This window comes from Fibrobacter sp. UWH1 (genome assembly GCF_002210365.1).
GTDB lineage: Bacteria > Fibrobacterota > Fibrobacteria > Fibrobacterales > Fibrobacteraceae > Fibrobacter.
Genome location: NZ_MWQG01000023.1, coordinates 1 through 23,004 on the forward strand (window position 1 = coordinate 1; position 23,004 = coordinate 23,004).

At 50.8% G+C, this 23,004-nt stretch carries 20 protein-coding genes; 17 read left to right on the forward strand and 3 right to left on the reverse strand.

Translation table 11 applies throughout. The features are described from left to right. Window positions 1-105: 105 nt before the first annotated feature. The gene (gene rimO / locus B7992_RS10835) at window positions 106-1,422 is read right to left on the reverse strand and encodes a 30S ribosomal protein S12 methylthiotransferase RimO (RefSeq protein ID WP_112132200.1); all 1,317 of its coding nucleotides are present in this window, start codon (window positions 1,420-1,422) and stop codon (window positions 106-108) included. Between the two features lie 119 nt (window positions 1,423-1,541). On the opposite strand from rimO, the gene B7992_RS10840 reads away from it, so the two are divergent. Then, window positions 1,542-1,943: a hypothetical protein gene (locus B7992_RS10840; protein ID WP_141100448.1), complete on the forward strand. Its 402-nt coding sequence runs from the start codon at window positions 1,542-1,544 to the stop codon at window positions 1,941-1,943. Window positions 1,944-2,020: 77 nt separating this feature from the next. Here the strand turns inward: B7992_RS10840 and B7992_RS10850 are convergent, their stop codons facing one another. Continuing rightward, on the reverse strand, window positions 2,021-2,809 hold the full coding sequence (locus tag B7992_RS10850) for an SPOR domain-containing protein (protein WP_254917687.1): 789 nt from the start codon (window positions 2,807-2,809) through the stop codon (window positions 2,021-2,023). Window positions 2,810-3,007: 198 nt separating this feature from the next. On the opposite strand from B7992_RS10850, the gene rpsU reads away from it, so the two are divergent. From rpsU to B7992_RS10865, 3 genes are all read left to right on the forward strand, one after another. After that, window positions 3,008-3,217 (forward strand): 30S ribosomal protein S21, encoded by a 210-nt coding sequence (rpsU, locus tag B7992_RS10855; protein ID WP_014546541.1) that lies wholly within the window; start codon window positions 3,008-3,010, stop codon window positions 3,215-3,217. A gap of 159 nt (window positions 3,218-3,376) precedes the next feature. Next, a complete protein-coding gene (locus B7992_RS10860; protein WP_073285030.1) occupies window positions 3,377-3,847 on the forward strand; it encodes a GatB/YqeY domain-containing protein in 471 nt (156 codons plus the stop codon). A gap of 74 nt (window positions 3,848-3,921) precedes the next feature. After that, window positions 3,922-5,454: a sigma-54-dependent Fis family transcriptional regulator gene (locus B7992_RS10865; protein WP_073158517.1), complete on the forward strand. Its 1,533-nt coding sequence runs from the start codon at window positions 3,922-3,924 to the stop codon at window positions 5,452-5,454. Window positions 5,455-5,501: 47 nt separating this feature from the next. Here B7992_RS10865 and B7992_RS10870 read toward each other — a convergent pair whose 3' ends face one another. Further along, the gene (locus B7992_RS10870) at window positions 5,502-6,131 is read right to left on the reverse strand and encodes an outer membrane beta-barrel protein (protein WP_176421922.1); all 630 of its coding nucleotides are present in this window, start codon (window positions 6,129-6,131) and stop codon (window positions 5,502-5,504) included. A 261-nt stretch (window positions 6,132-6,392) separates the two neighbouring features. On the opposite strand from B7992_RS10870, the gene tyrS reads away from it, so the two are divergent. From tyrS to B7992_RS10935, 13 genes are all read left to right on the forward strand, one after another. Continuing rightward, window positions 6,393-7,610: a tyrosine--tRNA ligase gene (gene tyrS, locus B7992_RS10875; RefSeq protein ID WP_073158523.1), complete on the forward strand. Its 1,218-nt coding sequence runs from the start codon at window positions 6,393-6,395 to the stop codon at window positions 7,608-7,610. A 21-nt stretch (window positions 7,611-7,631) separates the two neighbouring features. Further along, the gene (locus B7992_RS10880; protein WP_073158526.1) at window positions 7,632-8,588 is read left to right on the forward strand and encodes a 1-phosphofructokinase family hexose kinase; all 957 of its coding nucleotides are present in this window, start codon (window positions 7,632-7,634) and stop codon (window positions 8,586-8,588) included. Between the two features lie 2 nt (window positions 8,589-8,590). Further along, window positions 8,591-9,274 carry a hypothetical protein gene (locus tag B7992_RS10885; RefSeq protein ID WP_073234349.1) on the forward strand — a complete coding sequence of 228 codons (684 nt, stop codon included), beginning with the start codon at window positions 8,591-8,593 and terminating at the stop codon, window positions 9,272-9,274. 108 nt (window positions 9,275-9,382) lie between these two features. After that, entirely contained in the window at window positions 9,383-10,177 is a 795-nt protein-coding gene (locus B7992_RS10890; RefSeq protein ID WP_073234352.1) for a 1,4-dihydroxy-6-naphthoate synthase, read from the forward strand. Window positions 10,178-10,301: 124 nt separating this feature from the next. Then, entirely contained in the window at window positions 10,302-10,502 is a 201-nt protein-coding gene (locus B7992_RS10895) for a hypothetical protein (protein WP_073158531.1), read from the forward strand. Between the two features lie 187 nt (window positions 10,503-10,689). Then, entirely contained in the window at window positions 10,690-12,207 is a 1,518-nt protein-coding gene (locus tag B7992_RS10900) for an OmpA family protein (RefSeq protein WP_249269423.1), read from the forward strand. 11 nt (window positions 12,208-12,218) lie between these two features. Continuing rightward, window positions 12,219-14,459, forward strand: coding sequence for a tetratricopeptide repeat protein (locus tag B7992_RS10905; RefSeq protein ID WP_249269422.1), 2,241 nt, complete (start codon window positions 12,219-12,221; stop codon window positions 14,457-14,459). 50 nt (window positions 14,460-14,509) lie between these two features. Continuing rightward, complete coding sequence (locus tag B7992_RS10910) at window positions 14,510-18,331, forward strand: tetratricopeptide repeat protein (protein ID WP_249269421.1); 3,822 nt, start codon at window positions 14,510-14,512, stop codon at window positions 18,329-18,331. A 185-nt stretch (window positions 18,332-18,516) separates the two neighbouring features. Next, window positions 18,517-19,137: a MotA/TolQ/ExbB proton channel family protein gene (locus tag B7992_RS10915; protein ID WP_073158584.1), complete on the forward strand. Its 621-nt coding sequence runs from the start codon at window positions 18,517-18,519 to the stop codon at window positions 19,135-19,137. 35 nt (window positions 19,138-19,172) lie between these two features. Further along, window positions 19,173-20,069 carry a biopolymer transporter ExbD gene (locus B7992_RS10920; RefSeq protein ID WP_073158587.1) on the forward strand — a complete coding sequence of 299 codons (897 nt, stop codon included), beginning with the start codon at window positions 19,173-19,175 and terminating at the stop codon, window positions 20,067-20,069. A gap of 2 nt (window positions 20,070-20,071) precedes the next feature. Next, a complete protein-coding gene (locus B7992_RS10925) occupies window positions 20,072-20,566 on the forward strand; it encodes a biopolymer transporter ExbD (protein WP_073158597.1) in 495 nt (164 codons plus the stop codon). A gap of 3 nt (window positions 20,567-20,569) precedes the next feature. After that, complete coding sequence (locus tag B7992_RS10930; RefSeq protein WP_073158600.1) at window positions 20,570-21,514, forward strand: AgmX/PglI C-terminal domain-containing protein; 945 nt, start codon at window positions 20,570-20,572, stop codon at window positions 21,512-21,514. Window positions 21,515-21,705: 191 nt separating this feature from the next. Continuing rightward, the gene (locus B7992_RS10935; protein WP_073234355.1) at window positions 21,706-23,001 is read left to right on the forward strand and encodes a hypothetical protein; all 1,296 of its coding nucleotides are present in this window, start codon (window positions 21,706-21,708) and stop codon (window positions 22,999-23,001) included. Window positions 23,002-23,004 lie beyond the last annotated feature (3 nt).

Consider the following 23,004-nt stretch of genomic DNA (forward strand, 5'->3'; position numbering starts at 1 on the left):
GGATTTTTTTTTGTTTTCAGCCTAGATCGGATTTACTTGACGATGAGAATCCGCGTGTTCTTTTTATTGTTTGCGCTTGGGGTCGGCGGACCACCCCAAAATAATCTAGTCTAGCAACTTTACGATCAGTTCGTGGGGTTCCGCATCGACAACCAATGCCTGGCGGAACGTTCCAACTTCACCGTCGCCTTCCAGCACCTTCACGATGTCGTCGGTGTCCAGGGAGTTGCCTTCGGTGCGGCCGTAGAAGTGGTATTCGCTTTCTTCGGCTTCTTCGTCCAGGATGACGGTCACGGTCTTGCCGATCATTTCTTCGGCGCGCTGTGCTGCCAGTTCTTCCTGGAAGTCGGTGATGGCGTCCAGGCGGGCGCGGGCGTCGCTTTCGTCCACGGGGGCGAGCTTCTTCATGGTCATGACCGGAGTGCCTTCTTCGGGGCTGAACACGAATCCGCCCAGATGTTCGAACTTGATTTCCTGGAGCAGGTCCATCAGGTCTTCGAAGTCTTCGTGGGTTTCGCCGGGGAAGCCTACCAGCACGGTGGTACGGAGGGTGACGTCGGGGAGCTTGGTGCGGATCTTGCGGAGGATGTCACGGAGTTCCTGACGGGTGTACTTGCGCAGCATGTTCTTCAGAACGGGGTCGCTGCTATGCTGGATAGGCATGTCGATGTACTTGACCAGGCGGGGTTCCTTGGCCATCAGGTCCAGCAGTTCATCGTCGATGAAGGCGGGGTACCAGTACAGCATACGGATCCAGGGAATGTTCGTCTCGGCGAGCAGCGCCTTCAGCAGGTCCGTGAGGGTTTCGCCTTCCTTCTTCTTTTCGCGACCGAAGAAGGTAGTGTCCTGGGCGATAAGGGTCAGTTCCTTGATGCCCTGGGCTTCCAGTTCCTTGGCTTCCTTCACCAGTTCCGCAACGGAGGTGGATTTCTGCAGCCCGCGGATATTGGGAATGGCGCAGTAGGCGCAGCGGCGGTTGCAGCCTTCCGCAATCTTCAGGTAGGCGTGGTGGGGGAGTCCGCCCAGGTTCAGGCGGGGAAGCTTGGCAGGATTGCAGCCTGCCGGCTGGTCGATGCCCATCTTTGCCAGAAGTTCGCCGGGCTGATAGGTGCCTGCCCAGAAATCGACTTCGGGGATTTCCTTTTCCAGTTCATCGCCGTAGCGCTTGCTGAGACATCCCGTCACGATCAGCTTTTGCTTCGCTTTCTTGCCCTTTACCTGGGCGAGGATGGCGTTGATGGATTCTTCCTTGGCGGCTTCGATAAATCCGCAGGTGTTTACCAGGATGTAATCGGCCTTGGAGGCTGTTTCCGTGGTTTCAAAACCGACGTTCAGCATTTCTCCAACGAGGCGTTCTGCGTCCACCTGGTTTTTGGAACAACCGAGATGAACGACGAAAATCTTAGGCTTTCTTGTAGGCATGGACCAAATATAGATTTCGGGGATGGCGGATATTAAATAGGAATTGAAAAACGTATATTTGAAAACGCTCATATTTAATTTGGAGGACATATGAATTTAAGGCACAGGCTCTTGCCTTGTTGGCATGTTCCGCTCTTTTCCTGACCGCTTGCGGAGACAGTGGTTCTAGCGCAGGCAATGGAACATATTGCAGGGTGTCTTCGACATCCACAACCGTTAAGGTTGATGCAGCCTATATGGGTGAGTCCTATACATCTGTTGCCACGCAGGTAAGTGACGATGTGGTTACATACCACTCTGTTTATGGATACGCCACACAGGCTGAGGCGGACAAAGCATGCGCCAATTTTAAGGAAGAAGCATCCTACTGGTTGGATGGAAGCTACAAGGTGGCTTGCTCTGGCACGCAAGTGACCGTGGATGAACACAGCGAATACATGGGCTTAGCTTCGGAAGGATTGGTGGAAGCTGAAGCTGATTTCAACGAAATGTGCGGTATGTTGCAAAATATGGCTGACTAAGGCTGTTGCTTGTCTACATAAAAGAAAGGTCCCGTTCAGAAGAACGGGGCCTTTCTTGTAAAGCTGACTTTTTTGAATTAGTCCCAGTCGTCGAAACCGTCTGCGGCCGGTGCTTCGGGAGCGGGAGCAGGCTCGGGTGCCGGTGCGGGCTCGGGTGCCGGAGCCGGTGCAGGGGCAGGTGCGGGAGCCGGAGTAGGAGCAGGAGCCGGTGCGGGCTTGGGTGCCGGAGCCGGAGTTTCTTCCTCTTCTTCTTCGTCGTCTTCTTCCATATCACTGGAGTAATCGCCTGCGGGATTGCCGACTTCGTCGTTCTTACGTTTGTCGACCCACCATGCAAAATTCAATGCCTTCAGGACTTGCTTACCGTATTCCTGGGCGTCGTTGCTGGTTTCAAAGAAACCGACGCGGATGCGGTAGTATGTGCCTTCCAGCTCGCCCGGATTTTCGACTTCGGCGATGTAGGCCTTGATATTCTGTTCTGCCAGTTTCTTTACGATACCGTCAGCGGCCTTCTTGGAAGACTGGATGCTGACCTGAATTACGAAGTCGCCCTTGCTGCCGGGCTGGTTGCTGCCTTCGGGGGCGGCAACTGCTGCGGGAGCATCATCCTTGTTGTCGTTGGAAAGGGACTGGATGGGAACCAGGACCGGTTCGTCTGCGCTCTTAGCTTCTTCGACGGGGGCGGGCTTGGGAGCCGGGGCAGGAGTTGCTGCTTTGGGAGCGGGTGCTGCCTGGGCGGCGGGCTTGGCGGGTTCCATCTGGGGAACGAGGTCTTCCTCTTCGTTGCAGGCAACGAACATCGAACATGCCGCGGCAAGAGAAATTATCGTTGCGATTTTCGCAGAAAAAACGGAAAGGGATTTCATCAAAATCTCCGAATTTTATTGAATGTATCAAAAAAATAAGCTATATGATTTTCGGTTAAAATATACATAAGTCTTTGATATTCCGCAAGTTATAAAAAAATAAAAAGGGTCTTTTTTTTATTACCCTTGACGGAACTATTGGGAATAAATATATTTGGCTATCCAATTTTGAATTTTAAACTTAACCAAAGGATTATCGTGATCGGCGTTATTGTTAAGTCCAACGAACCTTTCGAACGCGCTCTCAAGCGTTTCACCAAGTCTTGCGAAAAGAACGGCATCATTTCCGATGTCAAGAAGCGTCAGCGCTTCGAAAAGCCTTCTGAAGAAAAGAAGCGCATCGAAACTGCTGCTCGTCGCAAGCGCCTGAAGGAAATCGCTGACCAGAACCGCAAGCGTCTCTACTAGTCTGGTCGCCCTGTCTAGGGTACAGTCCAGATAGTGTCACGCCGGAGAATGTCTAGCTTACGCGTAGCCGGGCATTCCTAAAAAGCGAAACTTTCTACTTTGTGAGTCGCTAACCTGTGGTTGGTGGCTCATTAGGTGTTTATAGTCAAAGGGAAAAATATGGCAAGTGAATTGTTGACTCGCATTCTTGATGATATCAAGGCCTCTATGAAGGCTCATGATTCCGAAACTCTCAGCGTTCTTCGCACTCTTCATTCTGATATCAAGAATGAAGCCATGAAGGCCGGCGCTACTCCCGCCCAGATTACCGAAAGCATTACCGACGAAATGTGCGTCGATGCCCTGGCAAAGAGCGTGAAGCAGAAGCAGGAAGCCATTGAAATCCTCAAGAAGGGTGGCTTTGAAGACAAGATTCCCGCTGAAGAAGCTGTCATCGCCATCTACAAGAAGTATATGCCTGCCGAACTTTCCGAAGAAGAAGTGAAGGCTCTCATCGCCGAAATCAAGGCTGCAACTGGTGCTTCCTCTCCCAAGGATATGGGCAAGATCATGAAGGAACTTCAGCCCAAGGTGAAGGGCCGTTTCGATGGCAAGCGCGTTAGCGCCCTGGTCCAGGAAGCCCTGAAGTAAGTAGACAGTGGTTAGTAGGAAGTAGACAGTGATGTCATCCTGAGCGAAGCGAAGGATCCAGCGAAAACTACTAGATGGAAAAACTACAACAAAGTAAAATTCAAGAACTGGAGCTGCTCTACAAGATCAGCTCCATTTTGAACCAGAGTCTGGACTTCGAGAATGTGGCTCATCCCATTCTTGAAGTGTTGGAGTCTACCATGGGTGTGCAGCATGCCACCCTTACTTTGTATAATCGCCATACCGGCGAAATCTCCATTGAAATTGCAGAAGGCCTTTCCAGCCGCCAGGCCCGTAAGGGCCGCTATAAGGTGGGTGAAGGCGTCACTGGCCGCGTGGTGGAAACTGGTAAGCCGGTCATCATTCCCTCTGTGGGTAAGGATCCCAACTTCCTTGACCGTACTGGTCGTGGTAAGGATGAAAACCGTGCTTTCCTTTGCGTTCCCGTGATCATGGAACATGAGGTCATTGGTGCCTTGAGTGCCGACGTCCAGGATCCTGTGGAAGAACAGCTTCCCGAAAAACTTCGCCTTCTGGAAATTATCGCCCAGATGTTGGCCGCGGCTGTTAAATTGCGTCGTCAGGCCCGCGAAGAAAACGAAATCCTCAAGGCCGAAAATGAACGTTTGACTATGGAGCTTAAGGACCGTTTCCAGCCCGACAATATTATCGGCCGCTCCAGTGAAATGCAGCGTGTCTACGCCCAGATCGACCAGGTTTCCAAGAACCCACTTCCGGTTTTGATCGTGGGGGAGGTGGGTACCGGCAAGGGCCTCGTGGCCGAAGCTATCCATTACCGTTCCGACCGCAACACTCATCCCTACATCCGCGTCCATTGCGCCTCCATGCCGGAGTCTGTGCTGGACCGTGAACTTTTCGGAAGCGAGCGTGGCGCCTTGGTTGGCGTGCTTACGGAAACTCCGGGCCGCGTGGAGCAGGCTGATGGTGGAACTCTCTTTCTGGATGAAGTGGCGGAGCTTTCTCCCAACCTTCAGGTGAAACTCTTGCGCCTGCTGCAGGACGGCGAAATGGAACGTGTGGGAGCCCGTTTTTCCAAGAAGGTGGATGTCCGCATTATTGCTGCTACCACCAAGAATCTCCAGCAGATGGTGGCCGACGGCACTTTCCGTTCAGACCTTTATTACCAGCTTCACATTTCTCCCATTTACGTTCCCGCCCTGCATAACCGCAAGACGGATATTGTTCTTCTGGCAGACCACTTTGTGGAACATTACTGCCGTATTGTAGGTAAGAACGTGCGCCGTCTGGCCCGCACCACCATCAACATGCTCATGAGCTACCCCTGGCCCGGCAACGTCCGCGAGCTGGAAAATGCCATCGAGCGCGCGGTCCTCGTGACCGACGAAGACGTCATCTACCCGCACCATTTCCCCACAACGCTGCAGACGGCAGAAACTTCCGGCACCCAGGTGTCCGGCAACCTGAAGCTGATGGTGGAAGCCTACGAACGCGACATCATCTGCGATGCCCTCAAGAGTTCCAAGGGCAAGATGGCCGCTGCCGCCCGCAGCCTCTCCACCACGCCCCGCATTCTTACGTACAAAATAAAACAGCTAGGCATCGACCTAGCTGCATTTACCCGATAAAAAGACCTCCTTTGGGGAGGTCCTTGTAATTTTTTATCGTAGAAACTTTAGTTCCAAGTTGCGGTAAGCCTTGCGGATATACCGATGGAAGATTCAGTTGCGTCGCCAAGATTAGTTTCTCTGCCGTACAGAATAGCGGCCGTTGCGCCGATACCCCAGTTTTCGCTGATCCACCATTCCTTGCCGCCGGCCAGCTGGAGAGCGAAGCCACTGCGGGAGTAATCGTCTGGATTCCCCTGGACATTGGCCTGGAATGTGGGAATGTCATCACATACGCGGAACTGTCCGACGCCGATAGACGCAGATGCTAAGTAGTTGCCCGGGAAATAGTATGTAGCACCGATGCCGAGGATGGAAAGGTTTGTCTTAAAATCCTTGAATTCGTCATCCTCGTTAAAATCTTCAAGATCGTAAATCGTGGATGTGGGGGTGTTGCCAGCAAGGGTCAAGTGAAGGGCGAGGTTGTTTGTTAAGGAAAAACCGATTTTTATATCAATGTCTGTTGCTAGCCCCGATTGACTGGTTGTTTCGTCATCATAATCACCAAGGACAAAATCAATGCTCTGGAAACCCATACCCATGGCCAGGCTCAAAAAGAATCCGTCATGGGTGTGGGGTGCAGAAGCCGCAAAAGTGGACGCAGCTGCAAGAGCGAGTATAGACAAACTCTTTTTCAAGGTAATCCTCCTAAAATTGAACAACGTAAAAGATAAAAAAGAGTAATAGTAGATTGTTGTTTTTTTTGTAAACTTTTGTTAATCTTTGGTAAGGCGCCTTCCGTGGACCTTTCTCCTGTCTACTACCTACTACCTACTTCCTACTAATTTCTATCTTTCCTCGTAGAAAATGAAAATTCACCCTTTTTCCATGGGCTTTAGTTGATTGATGGCTAGCATTTCCTAACCACCAATCACTAACCACTAACCACTGAGAAAATTATGCAATTCCGTCCTGTTAAAGAACAGCTTGATATTTTGATGCGCGGCGTAATCGACATCGTCCCGCAGGATGAACTCGAAAAGAAACTCCAGAAGTCCTATGAAACTGGCGTTCCTCTCCGCATTAAGATGGGCGTTGACCCCACTGCTCCGGACGTTCATTTCGGCCATACCGTTGTGATGCGCAAGCTCCGTCAGTTCCAGGACCTGGGCCATACCGTGGTTCTTATCGTCGGTGACTACACCGCACAGATTGGTGACCCCAGCGGCCGTAACAAGGCCCGTCCCCGTCTCACTCACGAGCAGGTTCTTGAAAACGCCAAGGAATACCAGGAACAGTTCTTCAAGGTTGTCCGTCGCGACCAGGTGGAAATCCACTACAACGGTGAATGGTTCAGTAAGCTTGACTTTAGCAAGGTCACCGAACTCATGGGCCAGTTCACTGTAGCCCAGATGCTGGAACGCGAAGACTTCCACAACCGCTATACTGCAAATACCCCCATTAGCCTTCACGAATTCATGTACCCCATGATGCAGGGCTACGATTCCGTGGCTATCAAGTCCGACGTGGAACTTGGCGGTACCGACCAGAAGTTCAACGTGCTCCGCGGTCGCGACCTTCAGATTTTTGAAGGCATGGAACCCCAGATCGGTCTCTTCATGCCCATCCTTTTGGGTACCGACGGTAAGGTCAAGATGTCTAAGTCCATCGGTAACTACGTGGGCCTCAACGAAGCTCCCGACGTCATGTACCACAAGATCTACAGCCTGGCCGACAGCATCGTTGAAAACTGGTTCGAACTGCTGACCGAAATCCCCATGGAAGAAATCAAGCAGATGATGGCTGACGTGGCTTCCGGCAAGATGAACCCCAACGAAGCTAAGCATCGCCTGGCTATTGACATCGTCACCCAGTACTACGGCGCCGAAGCCGCGGTCGCTGCCGCCGCCAAGGAAAAGGAAGTCCACAGCGGTAACGCCATTCCTAGCGACGCTGCCGAATGCTCTGTTGCTGCCGGTTCCTACGGCGCTCTCGACCTCCTCGTTGAAGTCAAGGCCTTTGCCTCCAAGGGTGAAGCCCGCCGCATGGTCCAGAACGGTGGCGTCAAGATTGGCGGTGAAAAACTTGCTGACCCCCAGGCCCAGATTGAAATCAAGGGCGGTGACCAGATGGTGATCCAGGTGGGTAAGCGTAAGTTCTACAAGGTGAACTTCTAAGGGTGTTTTAAGGGTTTGGGTATGGCTCAAGAAATTCTCATCCTCGGTTTGAATCCCGCCTGGCAGCGCTTGTTCTTCCTGGACAAGTTTACGCCTGGCGAGGTACATCGTATTTCCAAGGTAGAGGAATACGCCTCGGGCAAGGGCATCAACTGTGGTCGCGTCCTGCAGCTGCTGGGCGGTTCGGCTCTTCTGATGCATTTCCTTGGCGACCAGAACGGTTCGCACATCTTTGATGAACTTTCCGCTTGCGGTGTTCAGCAGGCCCCGGTGTGGATCAAGGAACCGACCCGAATCTGTACCACCATCGTCAGTGCTGGTGAATCTACGGAGCTGATTGAGCCCTCTCCCGTTCTGACCGAATCCGAGAACGATGATTTCCTGCAGAACCTGAACGACTACTGGGACTCCACCCAGCGTGTGGCCCTTTGTGGAACGTTCCCCAAGGGCTTTGATGTCAATAAGATCAATTCCCTGGATTTTACCGGCAAAAAAATTTTTGTGGATGCCGTAGAAGACATCGATGCCTGGCTTGCCAAGGGCGTGGAACTGCTGAAGATCAACATGCAGGAATACTGCAAGTTGTGCGAACGAATGGGAATTCCCCTGGTCATGTCCAGCCCCCAGTTCTGGAAGATGTCCGCCACGGCGGTTTTGGAACGTCTGCCGATCAAGAACCTTGTGGTTACGGATGAGGAATCTCCGGTACGAGCCTTCAGACTTTTAGAAGGAAAGTTCCAGGGAGTCCAGATCCAGCCGCCTACAATTCAGGTCAAGAACAGCGTTGGTGCAGGTGATTCCTTCTTTGCCGGTTGGCTGTACGCAGATACCCAGGGCATGTCTTTCGAAGACAGTCTGGTTCTTGCCACCGCAGTCGCCGCAGCCCGTTGCGAAACGGATCGTCCCTGGAATCTTAAACTGGAACGTGTGTCGGAACTTCAGGCGTCCCTGGCCGAAGCCGTAGAAAAACTGGAGTGATTATGGAAAAGCCCGCCTTTGAAAATGTACCCTTGTTTGCCTTTGCGACAGCTATGGAATTTTCGGCGGTCTTCCCCAAGGCGTCCGCAGAATATCCCGACGCTGTCAATAAGCTGATCCCTATCGATGAATTTCCCGGCGGTGCCTACGCCTGCGTACTTGACGTCGGTGCCCTGGATTTTTCTGTTGGTCTGACAAGTATCCTCCTTGAGTGTAGACAAACTAATATTGCCGTTTCTGCAGTAGTCAACGTCGGTATTTGTGGCGCATATCCGAACCGTTGTCTGAACCTTCTTGACGTGGTCCGTGTCGACGAAGACTTGCAGGGCGATTACGGCTGCGAGGAACAGGACGGTTCCTTTAGTTCCTGGGCGAAAGCTCGTCACGCCGCTTCTCCCAAACAGGCTCCGGAATCCATCCGCAACATTGTTTCCAACCTGAAATCTGTCAGAGGCGCAACCGTAAATTGCTGCACCGGTACGGAATGTACCTCCATTTTGCGTTCCCAGAAACTGGATTGCGACGTAGAGTCCATGGAAGGCATCGCCTGTTTCGCGGTCTGCGAAAAATTCCAGATTCCCGCTTTCCAGATCCGCGCCGTTAGCAACTTTGCCACATCCCGTGACAAGAGCCAGTGGAAATCCAGGGAAGCCCTAGAAAAACTGCGCGCAACCATTTTAGCGTAAAGCGAAAAGGTTGAAGCGAAACGGCTAAAGGGGGTTCGCAGGATGGAAACGCTAGCTGTTTAATTAGTAATTCATATCTTGTATCTCGTCTCTCACCCCTCATCTCTTATGCGACTTTCTCTCGGAATTTCTTCCTGCCCCAATGACACCTACATTTACGAAGCCCTGGTAAAGGGTCTTGAAGGTTCCCCTTTTGACTGGGACGTCCATTTTGCCGATGTCCAGACCCTGAACGAAATGGTCCGCCGTGGCGAACTGGACGTGGCCAAGGTGAGCGCCCAGGTTTACCCCAAGGTGGAAAAGGATTATGTCTGCCTGGGCTGTGGCGGCGCTATCGGCTATGGATGCGGACCTCTGCTCCTTTCCGCAGTGGGGGAGTCCTTTGACGATTCCCTGCCGGTAACCTTGCCCGGTTGCGACACTACGGCCGCCTTGCTGTTCCGTTTCTGGCGTTCCCGAACCCGGAAAATCCCCGCAGACCTGCGATACGCCCTATTCGACCAAGTCTATCGTTCCTTGCGCTCCAAGGAGGCTCCTCAGGGCGTTGTCATCCACGAACATCGTTTTACCTGGAAAAGGGACGGTCTGTTCCTGTTGCAGGATCTTGGTGCCTTCTGGGAACAGGAAACTGGAACCCCGATCCCCCTGGGAATTGCGCTGGCGCGAAGGGAACTCGGACCCGAGACCGTTAAACTGGTTGAAAGTGAAATCCGGAAGAGTCTGCAAATGGCCCGCTCCCGTGATACGCTCATCACCGATTTTATCAGCGAAAAGGCTCAGATCGAGGACGATTCTGTCATGGAAGCCCACATCAGGATGTTTGTCAATGACTTCTCCGAAAATGTCGGGGAACGCGGCCAGGCCGCCCTGGATCATTTGTGGACGTTGGTACGTGGTTTATAAGTTGTTGAAGGGTTTCGTTTTATTGTAATATTATGTTAATGTGAACTTAATTTTACAAAATGGCGAATTTTTAGAAAAAACTTTAATTATTTTCCCTACAGCATCTTTTTTTTGGAGTTTGCTTATGAGTTTAGTGAACGATCTTGAACAGGAAGTCGAGAACTTTAAGCGCGAGTACGAGAAGTTCCAGCGCGGCAATAAGTCCGCTGGTACAAGAGCTCGTAAAGTGTTGCAGGACATAAAGAAAACCTGCCAAGAGATTCGCGTCTCCATCCAGGGGGCGAAGAAGGACGGCGAAAAGGACGAACCGGAAGCCGACGATTGACCTGGGAAAACTTCAAATGCGACCACTATCACAATATTTTTACGATAATTTTGCCCATTTTTGCGAAAATCGTTTGACTAATGGCGTTTTTGAAGGTATATTCCCATTTGAATTTTATACTTGCCCCATTGGGGGTAGTATAGATGCATGAATTTTATGTGTTCTATGATTGGAGAAACGTAGCAGTATGACCCTAAAGAAACTGGTCTTGATCACGGCCGGGGCTATGCTCTTGACTGGAACCGCCATGGCAAAGAATATCAACGTGCCTGGCGACTACCAGAAGATTGCAGACGCACTCGGTAATGCAGATGCCGGGGATACCATCCTCGTCAAACGCGGTACTTACAACGAAAACATCACCTTGGTGATGGGCGTTGTGCTTAAGGGCGAGGACCCGCTCACTACCATCATCGATGGTGGCCGTCGCGGTCCGACCGTCATGGGTACTTCTGGCGCCGAAATGTCTCACTTCACTGTGAAGAACGGCCTCGAAGGTATTCTGTGCGAAAACGCAGCCCCCTACATTCATCACTGCTACGTGATGGATAACAAGGCAACCGGTATCGGTGCTTTCATTTCCCTCCCGCATCTTCGTAATAACGTGGTGTACGGCAACCGCTGGTCCGGCATTCTGGCCTGGGGTGCTAAGTCCCTCGACGCTTATATCGAACAGAACGTTGTGCTCCGTAACGGCTACTCCGGTCTCGCTCTCAAGGGCCCGACCAACGTGATTGCCCGCAACAACATCTTCATGGAAAACCACTACTACGGTGTGTTCGCCGACCCCGCTGCCGGCCAGACCAAGGTGGAATACAACAACATCTACAAGAACTACTATCCGTTCAACCAGTTCATCAAGGTGAACCGCACTAACGTTTCCTTGGATCCGAAGTTCATGAATCCTTCGCTCTCCAAGCCGAACTTCTACTGCCAGTCCACCTCTCCGATGCTGAAGCGCGGTAAGGGCAAGCTGGACATCGGTCTGACTGCTGCCGAACTGGTGAAGGAAGAAGAAGCTGTTGAAGAAACTCGTAATCCGGATACCGATGGCGATGGCCTCTGCGATCCGTGGGTTTCCGAAGAAGGCTTCTCCGACAAGTATGCTTCTGTCTGCACCGGCCTCGACAACTGCCCCGAAGAAGCTGAAGACTTCGACGGCTTCCAGGACGACGATGGCTGCCCGGATGCAGATAACGACCGCGACGGTCTCTGCGACCCGTGGGTAGAAGCTAAGGGTATGCTGGCCAACTTCGCTCACGTCTGTAAGGGCGTTGACCTCTGCCCCGAACAGGCTGAAACTCTCAACAGCTACAAGGACGAAGATGGTTGCCCGGATGAAGTTCCCCAGCCGCCTAAGAAGGTGTTCGTCCTTGAAGGTGTTAACTTCGAATCTGGTAAGGCTACGATTACTCCGGATTCCTACATCTCTCTGATGAAGGTTGTCGACATTATGGAAACCTTCACCGAAGCAACGTTTGAAATCGTCGGTCATACAGATAACGTTGGTAACAAAGACAAGAACAAGCAGCTTTCCGCAGATCGCGCTGCCGCCGTTAAGAACTTCCTTGTAGAAAAGGGTATTAACGAAAGCCGTATGGTCACCGACGGTATGGGTGACACCAAGCCTGTCGCATCCAACAAGACACCGGAAGGTCGTGCTCAGAACCGTCGTATCGAGTTCATCCGCACGGATATTAAGTAAAGGAGTAAGTGATGCGTTCTAGTTTTATTAAAACCGCAGTCCTCGGACTCACAGTAGCCAGCACTTCTCTGTTTGCAGAAGCCACTTATTCTCCGCATAAGTATCAGCAGAATGACTGGTTTGCAGAATTCGGTGGCAATACCGCCATGTACGTCAACCCGGCAGGAATTGCAGAAACTGAACAGCTGGAATTCAGCGCAGCTTTCTTCAGCTCCATCAGTGGTGAAGCTTCTCAGGAATACGTCAGCTTGACCTTCCCCATGGATTACAAGCACACTTTGGGCCTGTCTTTCTTCGAAAACGGTGCTTCCATTGATGGCGGTAAGTCCTATGGTGAATACTCCTGGTTGCTCGGCTATGCTTACAACCTGATGCAGTGTGTTGCTCTGGGTATCGACGTTTCCGTTCTTTACATCAACCAGTTCGACGATGTCAAGCACTTGACCGTCGGTGCTGACGTGGGTGTTAGCTGGAATCCCCTTGCTTCTTCTAAGTATGGCTACCTCTTGGTAGGTGTGGCCCTGCAGAACCTGGCTCAGCCGGGCATCAGCATGGAAGAAGATGGTGGCAGCTTCGTCGCTCCGGGTTTCTTCGGTGGCGATCGCGATGATGCCTACAACATCCCCAGCAACCTGAACCTTTCCTTCTTCTACCGCGGTCTCAACCGCTCTCTCGAAGCAAAGGCTGAAATTTCCCTCATCGACGTGTTCCACTCCGATACCGAAGGTGGTGACGGTGTGAACCCGGAAATGAGCTTCACCTTGACTTATTACCTGTCCTCTCATCTCGGTGTCCGCCTCCGCTTTACTAAGGAAGGCTACCCGGTTGCAGGTGCCACCGTTAACGTTAAGGATGTTAGCATCTTCCGTTACCTGGCTTTGGATCTGGAAATGTCTCACGATGACCTCTATGCCAAGAAAAATCGTGGTTTCATCTGGGCCGTGAAGATTACTTCTCGCTTCGGTGACACCCGCGAAGAAAAGATTGGTGAAGAACGTTATCGCCGCTTGAAGATCGAACCTGAAAACGACTACCGTGCAGCAATGCGTCTCTACTTGAACCGTCAGTTCCTCGAAGCAGCTTATGCTTTCGGTAAGGTTCAGACCAAGTACCCCGCATTCCACCTTGTTGACCAGGCTGCTTTCTACAAGGCAAAGTCCTTTGAAAACCTCCGTATGCACAAGGCTGCAAAGTCTGTGTACGAAGACGCTATCAAGCGCTATCCGCAGAGTGACCAACGCGCCAAGTACCACTTCCAGTTGATGAACATCGACTATAAGGAAGGCAAGTACACTGACGCTATGGCTAAGTATCAGGCAATTGCTCAAAAGTTCGGTGAAAGCGACGTTAAGGCTGACGCTGACTACGTTGCAGGCCAGATCAAGTTCGAACAGGGTCTCTATCAGGAATCTGTCGACCTGCTCGCTGCAATTCTTCCGGGTAACGCCAACTACTTCTATGCTCGCTATACCATGGGTATCGCATACAGCCGTCTCGGCAAGTTCGACGAAGCTGAAAACTGCTTCCGCGACATTACCGAACAGCCCGTTTCCAACCAGTCTGAACGCGACCTGCAGGATGCTGCTCGTGTGAAGCTCGGCCACTTGTTCTTCTCTGGCGAAAAGGCTGACATCGGTGCTGCTGCTCAGATGTATGGTCAGGTCCAGCCCGGTTCTCCGGTGTACGATGAAGCTATGCTCGGCATTGCATGGTCCTTCCTCAAGGTTAACAAGCCGAATGAAGCTATGAAGCCCGCTCAGTGGATCGTCAGCAACCTCCCGGAATCCTTCCTGGTTTCTGAAGCCTACCTCGTGATTGGTTACTGCCACTTCATGAAGAAGGACTACAACGGTGCTGTCAAGGCTCTCGAACAGGCTGAAAAGCGCACTGAACAGCCGGTTGTTTCTGTGGCTGCCCGTGATAGCGCTCGCCAGGCATACGAAGCTATGCAGGATGATTTCGACTCTGTGCAGGTTAAGGCTCTTGACCTCGCTCGCCAGCTGCCCACTCCCCGTGTGGAAAGCAAGCGTGAAGCTCTCAAGCCCAGCTTTGATAAGGCTAATGCAGCTATCGAAGACTACGCTGCATTCAACCAGAGAGCAATCCAGAGTGACCGCTTCGAATCCAACCGTAAGCGTATTCTTGATGATGCTGGCTTTACTTTGGCAACCGTTAAGACCAAGATGGGTCAGGGTGCTGGTGTATCTCAGGAAGCTCAGCAGGAACTTGATGAACTGGAGGACCTGGAGTAATCCGGGTTCTTCCCTTTTCTATGATGATATCATAGGTGGATAAGAGAACGATGAAAAAACTTTTGCTTGTTTCAGCAATTATTTGCTCCCTTGCTGGAAATTCCATTGCAGCATCTGATCCTTGTAAGGAAAAGACCGCCGAAGCAAAAAAGATGATGGCCAAGTGTAAGTCCATTGGTAAGGGCAACTCTGGCTACGAACAGTGTGCAAGTTCCTATAAGGTTATTAAGAACCAGGCAGCTCAGGCTTGCCGTTCTGGTGGCCTTGATGAAGACGGTATGCGTCAGGCTATCGCTCAGTGGGAAAAACAGGTTAATAACTGTAAGGGTAAGCAGAATGCCCGTTGCGCTTCTGCTCTCCAGCAGTTGGGTCATTACCAGTTCCAGTTGGAAGAAAAGCTCTTCCTGGACAAAAATGCCCAGTATGAAGAAGATGTTGCATGGTGCGCAGACCGCGATAACAAGCCGGCTAAGTGCGCTAACATCGATCAGCTCCCCAAGGCCGACCACCAGAAGTCCTTGGGTTACTTCCTGGAATACATCGACAAGTATCCCAACGAAAGCAAGACCCCGACCGTGATTTACCAGGCTGCTGCAGTGCAGGAAGCTTCTGGCGAAGACGACAAGGCTTACAAGCTTCGTATGCGTCTTGTTGAAAAGTTCCCGGATAACGGTCTCGTTCCGAAGGCTTGGCTCCGTATTGCGGAATACCACTTCATGAACCGTAAGTTCCGTGACGCTATCAATGCTTATAAGAAGGTGACTGGCTTCGACAACCTGACCGGTAAGGAAGCCGCACTTGCCATGTACCACTTGGCAGAATCTTACTATAACACTGCAGAATACGAAACTGCAGCTATCAAGTACTTTGAATACATCATTGGCGCTGACAAGGGTAAATACCCTGCTGACTTGCGCGCAGAAGCTATGGACTTCATGGCAGCTTCCTTCTCTGACTTGGAAGGTGGTGGTGTCCAGGAAGCTGAAGCTTTCTTGAAGGACAAGAAGGTTCCGTTCAAGGATTCCGTCTACTACCGTATCGGTATGAAGAATAAGGACCATGACCGTAACGAAGAAGCTGTCCAGTCCTTCAAGCGCTTGATGAGCATCAACCCCGACTATATCGACGCTCCTCTGGCTGACATCGCTATGATCGAAATCTTGATCATCCAGCAGAAGTTTGAAGAAGCTCAGAAGCATCGTTACACTGTCGTGAAGCGTTATGACCGTAACTCTTCCTGGTACAAGAAGAACCAGAAGTATCCGGAATCTGTGAAGAACGCTGAAACTGCAATCCGTGGCGCTATGCTCGACATTCCGCAGTACCACCACGCTCGCGCTGCTAAGCTCACTAAGGAAGGTGACTTGGAAGCCGGTAAGAAGCAGTATGCAGAAGCTATCAAGGCTTACGAAGCATTCTTGGCTCGCTACAAGAAGGAACCGACCTGGGATGAATACAAGGTCCACATCAACTTGGCCCTCGTTTACCAGGAAATGGCTCAGTATGCTAACGCTGCTAAGATGTTCAACTGGATCGTTGACACTGATACTACCCGTTATGGCCGTCGTCCCATGGGTTCTGAAGCTCTCCTGAAGAAGGAAGAAGCAGCCTATAACGCCGTGCTCATGATGGATCAGTCTCGCGAAACTGCCAAGAAGAACAAGTATGGCGATGACGCTGTCAAGGCTTACAAGTCCGAAGAAACCAAGGCTTACTTCGCTCAGGTGGATAAGTACATGGCTAAGTTCGGTCAGTACAAGGAAGCCGCAGAACTCGCTTACAACGCATCTATCGTTCATTATGATGCAAAGCAGTTCAAGACTGCAGTTGTGGTGCTCCGCGATCTGAAGCAGAAGTTCCCCAACCATCAGTACATCTTGCTCATCAGCCGTATGTTGGCTCAGTCCCTCCTGGAATCCAGCCAGCTGGATGACGCTCTGAAGGAATTCGAATGGCTCTTTGTTCAGTACACCAAGGTCAAGGAAACCAGAAATGACTCCATGGCCAAGGAAATCGAAAAGGCTATCGCTTACGTTCTCTTCCAGATGGCTGAACAGAGTGTAAAGCAGGGTCAGTTCGAAAAGGGTGCTCAGGCTTACCTGGCTCTCGTGAAGCGCTACCCGCTCATCGACATTGCTGATAAGGCTGTGTTCGAAGCTGCAGTTGCATATGAATCCGCAAAGCAGTTCACCAAGGCTTCTGAAACCTTCATGATGCTGCCCAAGCAGTATGCTTCTTCTCCGCTCACCATTAAGGGCATTGTCCGTGCTGGTGACGCTTACAAGAAGGAAGCTGCAACTAAGAAGAACGACAAGAAGTACTACGATCAGATGTACCGTAATGCCGCTCAGACCTATTTGTTCATCACCAACAACTTCCCGCAGGATTCCATGGCATTCATGGCTATCGGTTCTGCTGCTCAGGTCTATGACTCCATCGCTGATAAGAAGTCCGCTGCTGTCACCTACGAAATCGCCTACAAGCGTTATCCGAAGGATGAACGTACTCCGGGTTACCTCTATAGCGCATGCTTGAGCTATGACGAAGCCAAGATGGTTGATGAAGCTATCCGTTGTAACAAGGACCTGGTCCGTGATTACCCGAAGAGCTCCTACGCTCTGGATGCAGCATTCTCTATCCCCATGGCTTATGCTAACGCAAAGAAGTGGGATCTGGCTGCTAAGGAATACCACACCTTCATCAAGCTGTACACCGAAGACAAGGAAAAGCTGATTGCTGCTTACATCGGTGCCGCTCGTGCTTACATGGAACTGAAGGAAGAAGACAAGGCCATTGCTGATTACGATGCAACTTTGAAGAACTACGATAAGTTCGGTCTTCAGATCAAGAACGCTGATCCGGGTGTTCCTGCTGAAGCTGCCTACTACCTCGGTGAACATGAATACAAGAAGATGGAACCCATCGTCCTGAAGGGTAAGGATAAGGAAAAGGCTAAGATCATCAAGCAGCTGGTGGACATCCTCCAGAAGGCTATGGGTCACTACTCCAAGTCTGCAACCTACGCATCTGAACGCTGGACCTTCCGTGCTACCAACCGTATGGGTATGCTCTTCGTCACCATGGCTGCTAAGATCCGTGAACAGGAACTGAACGGCAAGAAGGAAGACGAACGCTTTGCAGAACGTATCGGTATTGTTCAGCAGCTGCCCAGCTACTACGAACAGGCACGTCCCATCTTCCAGAAGAACATCGACCTCGCTCGCGACCAGGGCTTCTACAACCAGGACGTGATCGAAGCTGAAGAAGGCTATATCGAAATGTACTACCAGGGTTGCGCAGTCTTCGTTGAAGTTGCCGATGCCTTTGCTAACTCTCCGCTCCCGGACTCCGCCTCCATCGTGAAGGAATACGTGGAATACGAAGGTATGGCTAAGGAAGACGCTGTTGAAGCTGTGCATGAAGACCTCGAAGCATACCGTGAAGAACTGAATACCCGTTCTGAAGGTGCTAAGGATCTTGCTAAGCCCCAGTGCGCTACCGGTATTAAGGCCTCTGCCCACTATGGTATCGACAACCAGTGGACTGCCAAGCTGTTCGAATTGCTCAAGAGCCTCGACGAAAACGACGAAGCTCTCAACACCAAGATCGAAAAGTTTGACCCGTCTACTCTGTTCTCTGATCCTGCCTACTTCAAGACCAAGGCTCGTATCGAACAGATTTCCAAGTCCGAAGTCATGACTCCGGAAGAACAGATTGCTACTTACCGCGATATCATCAAGGAAGCTAAGGCTGAAAGAGAAAAGCTGATGGCTGAACTTGCTGAATTGAAGAAGAAGCTTTCTCCGGTTCCGACGACTACCGGTGCTGGTGCTGCTGCAGGTGCTGCTGACGCTGACGAAGCCGGCTACTAGCGGTAAAAACAAATTTACGGGGGACCTTGTTCATAGGGTTCCCCCTATTTTATTTGAGAAAAATGGCGTTTTTTGCTCAGTAAACTAAGTTTTACCCAATTATTGTCCCATATTTCTCAAAAAAAATTAAATATGAACAAAGATTTTTCAAAATAAACCAAAACACTCAATAAAGGAGTACTCTAATGTCTAAAATGCTTCAATCCTTCAGCCCTGAATCCGATGGTTGGCAGTTCATGTGGATCATCTTGGTCGTCTTCCTGATCGGCCTTGGTTTCTCCATCGAACGTTTTGTCTACGTCTTGCTCAAGAGCTCTAAGGGTCGTGCAAAGTTCCTCGCTGATTTCGGTAAGCTGATCTCTTCTCAGCAGTATGATCAGGCTCTGAGCCTCGCCAATGCTACCAAGCTCCCCATCGCTCGCGTTATGGCTGCAATCGTTTCTACCCGTAACGGTGGCCGCGAAACCATGACTGCTGCTTGCGATGCAGTGTTCCTGACCGAAGCTCCCCGTCTGACTCGCTACGTTTCCATCATCTCCGTTATGGCTTCCATCTCTACCTTGCTCGGACTTATGGGTACCATTTACGGTCTGATCTTCACCTTCGACGCTGTTGCTAACAAGCCGGCTTCTGAACGTGCTAAGGCTCTTTCTGACGGTATTGCTATCGCTATGGGTACCACTCTCCTGGGCCTTCTCTCTGCAGTGCCTCTTCTGGTCATCGTTGGCCTCCTGAACATGAACTCCGAACGCCTTATCCAGGAAATGGAAGAAAAGGGCCTCAAGATTATCAACTCCCTCGCTTAATCGCCTAGGATTAATAATTAACTGGAGTTTAAAATATGTCAAGACAACTTAAGAAACCAGCAAAGCCTGAAGAACCGGATCTGTTGCCGGCCATGGGCTTGTTCACGATTCTGATTCCTATGCTGTTGTCTATGGCTGCCTTCTCCAAGCTGGCTATCGTTGAAGTCAATCTGCCGGAACGTTCCATGATGCAGATGGACAACGATACACCTCCGGAACCGGACCAGCAGGCTTTGAACTTGTCTCTGGCTATTACCGACAAGTACCTCGTTATTGGTGCTCGCGGTGGTTTCCAGCCGAATGTCTACTTCAAGGAAATGTGGACGTTCCGTTGCAAGTCCGATGCTAAGCTGATTACCCATTCTCCGGATGATGTTAAGGCAGCTGTCGAAAGCGGTCATGGTCCTAAGTGTAAGGATGGATCCGAGATGAACGTAGAGAAGTATCTCTATGAAATCGAGAGCATCGAACTTTGGGCTATCAATAAGGAATCTGAAGAAGATCCCGGTAAGGTTATGTGGGCTGTTTACACCAACGGCGGTACCGCTGAAGAAGCCGTTGCTGACAGTGCATACGTAGATGGTAACAACAATTTCCTCATGGCTCCGGGTGAAGGCGCTCTTGGTCTGAATCCGCCGTCTACTCTGAGGAAGCCGGGCGCAGGTGCTGATCTTGCTACCCTCACTCCGAACTCTGCTCGTAAGCTGAAACCGGATGTGGCTGCAAAGAACATGATCTACCCGCTGTCTGCATATGATCTGATTGCTAAGGACCTTATCCAGATTCATACTCAGTTCATCGACCTTGATGACGTGGACAATATTATTATCGTTGCTAACGATGATACTCAGTTTGACAAGATCATTCAACTTATGGACCGTGCTAAAGAAGCCGGTTTCAGCAAGATCAATCTTGCTAAGTTGGGAGGTTAATCATGGCTAGAAAAAGTCGTAAATACGGTGAAGAAGTCCCGTTCTCAATTACGTCCATGATGGACATGATGACCATTATTCTGGTGTTCATGATTAAGAACATGGACGCAGAAGGTCAGCTCTTGACTCAGGCAGAAAACTTGATTCTTCCGGTTTCCACCTCTCGTGTGCAGCCGAAGGAAGTTTCTCTGACTGTCGTGGTTGACGCAAACTATGTGATCGTTGATAACGCTAAGATTATCCCGACCGACGACGTCTTGAAGCAGGAAGACCTCCTGGTTGCTCAGGTGGACTCTGTGCTGAAGGAACGCCGCGCTGTTGAACAGGAACATGCCCTCAAGCAGGGTCTGCCTGCCGACGAAGCCGGTCACATTGTTGTGCAGATTGACAAGAACATCCCTTACGATGCAATGTATAAGGTTATGGCTACTTGTGGCTTTGCCGGTTACACCAATATTGCATTCGCCGTGATGGAAAAGAACGGCGGGGAGGAATAACATATGGCAAAGACTAAAAAGGCAGCTCCTGCTATTGATCCGTTAGTAGCGTCCCTGATGCCGGAATCCGATAAGAAGATGGGTGCCATCGCAGGTATCTCTCTGGTTGTCGCTTTGGCAATATGCCTTTGGGCTTCCATGTACGAACAGGTTGTGGATGAAGTCGTGTTCGATGACTCCGCAGCTGCTGATCTTACTGCTTCTATGACCATCGAAGAAAAGAAGGAAGAGAAGAAGGAAGAGAAGAAGAAGGAAGAACCCAAGAAGCCTCGTAAGAAGGCTGGTGGCGGTGGTAAGCCCCGTGGTAAGGGTCAGCCCAACGCTCCCCAGACTCGTGGCGTGCTCAAGCTCCTCACTGCTCAGACCAAGAATGCAAGTGCTGGTGCCTACGACCTTATGAAGAACCAGAAGTTCTCTAAGGACATCGATAAGGTGCTGAAGGACGTTGCAGGTCTCCAGACTACTGGTAAGACTGTTCTCGGTGGCCGTCGCGGTAAGGCTGATGGTGGCTTTAACGAAGGTTACGCTGAAGGCGGTTCCGGTGGTATCGGTGACGGTCTTGCAGGCCTCCTTGGCGGTGGTGGCGGTGGTATCGCTACTAAGTCTAAGGGCTCTATCAAGACTCCGTCTGAACGTGATATCGATATGGGCGCTGGTGGTGGTTCCCGTTCTGCTGCAGACATCATGAAGGTTGTCCGTCAGCGTACTCCGGGTCTCCGTCACATCTATAACAAGTTCCTGAAGAAGAAACCGGGATTCCAGGGTAAGGTTACCTTGAAGTTCACGATCGCTCCGGGCGGCGAAGTTATCAGCATCTCCATTGCTTCTTCTACCACTGGTTTCGGCGAATTTGATGGTGAAATCAAGACCGCTGTTAGCCGTTGGAAGTTCAGCAAGGTTAAGTCCGGTAACACCACTGTGACGATTCCGTTCACCTTCTCTGAATAATTCTTTTTCTGAAGATATTTCAGTAGAGATTGAAAAAGGTCCAGACTGCAAGGTCTGGGCCTTTTTTCCTTTATGCTATTGGGCGAAAAAGACTTAAAGGGGGCAAAAAAAACGCAATTGTTTAAATTTTTATTGCGTTTTACGTTTAATAAAACTAACTTTATTGCAGAAATTTCAAGAGGAGTTTTATAATGAACTTAAGAACTGCTGCTGTTGTTGGCGCCGCTGTTGGTGTCTTTGGCGTAGGTTCCGCCTTTGCAACTTATGCTCGTGTAGAATCCATGGGTAAGAATACCACTTACATTATGGATGATGTGAGCATTTTTGATAATGCTGCTAATGCAAATCTTTATTCCAACTATTTGATCGGTGGCTTCGGTGCCTATACCGACATGAACGTTACCGCAGGTGGCAATCATGATCCTCAGCACCCGACCTTCGGTGGCATCTTTGCGGTTTCTTTCGGCGATGACAACAATCCGGATCCGAAGTTCACGATCGGTGGCCTTTTTGGCCGTATCAACACTGACTTGGCTATGTACCTGCCTGCTTATGTGCAGGAAGGCGACAATGCTTTCTACAAGGTTCCTGAAACCGTGACCAACTTTGACGGTTTCCTTGGCGGCACCTTCTCTAGCGGTGATGCATGGGGCTTGCACATTTACATCGCTCACCAGGATGGTGGCGATCTGGATGAAAGCGGTACTTATCAGCCGGATACTGAAGCTCATGCTTCTATCGTTCAGGCTGACGGTGGCTTGAATATCCAGACTTCCGGTGGTACTTCTTACGAAGCTTCTTTCGGTTTGGCTCGTGTTCAGTATGGCCCGGGTCACTATGACTTCTTCGAAAATGGTGACTTTACCTTCTTGGCTAAGGCTCGTGCATTCTTCACTCTCGAAGCAATTGACGGCGAACTGGTTCCTGCAGTCTCTATGAAACTTGCTCAGGCTCCGGGTATCGATGACAAGCGCGCTCAGGGCGGTCTCGGTATTAACGTCGCTATGGACCGCGGTTTCTTCTGGATGGGTGTTGACTTCATCTGGAATCAGCTGAAGGCTCATGACTACTATTACAGCAACGACAAGAAGGCTTGGGTCTATGACTCTCGCTACGAAGACGATCCTGAATGGGACAAGCGTTCTGATATCGGCGGCAAGATCAGCTTCGGTATTGAACGTAACATCTGGTGGGATTGGTTCGTGATCCGCGTTGGCGGTCAGAAGTCTATCCTGTACACCGAATGCGAAGTTGCTGAAAAGGGCAAGCACAAGGGTAACGGCGTTTGCAAGGACGATGGTTCCTTCTTCACCACCAATCCTCTTGCTGATGGCTCCAATGACGACCATGTTGGCTTCGGCTTCGGTATCAACATCGAAGAAAAGCTGAAGATCGACGTTACTGTCGCAGAAGACCTGCTGTTCCGCAACCCGTTCCAGGGTGAAGGTCGCATCTTCTCTCGTCTGGACGCTACCTACTCCTTCTAATGG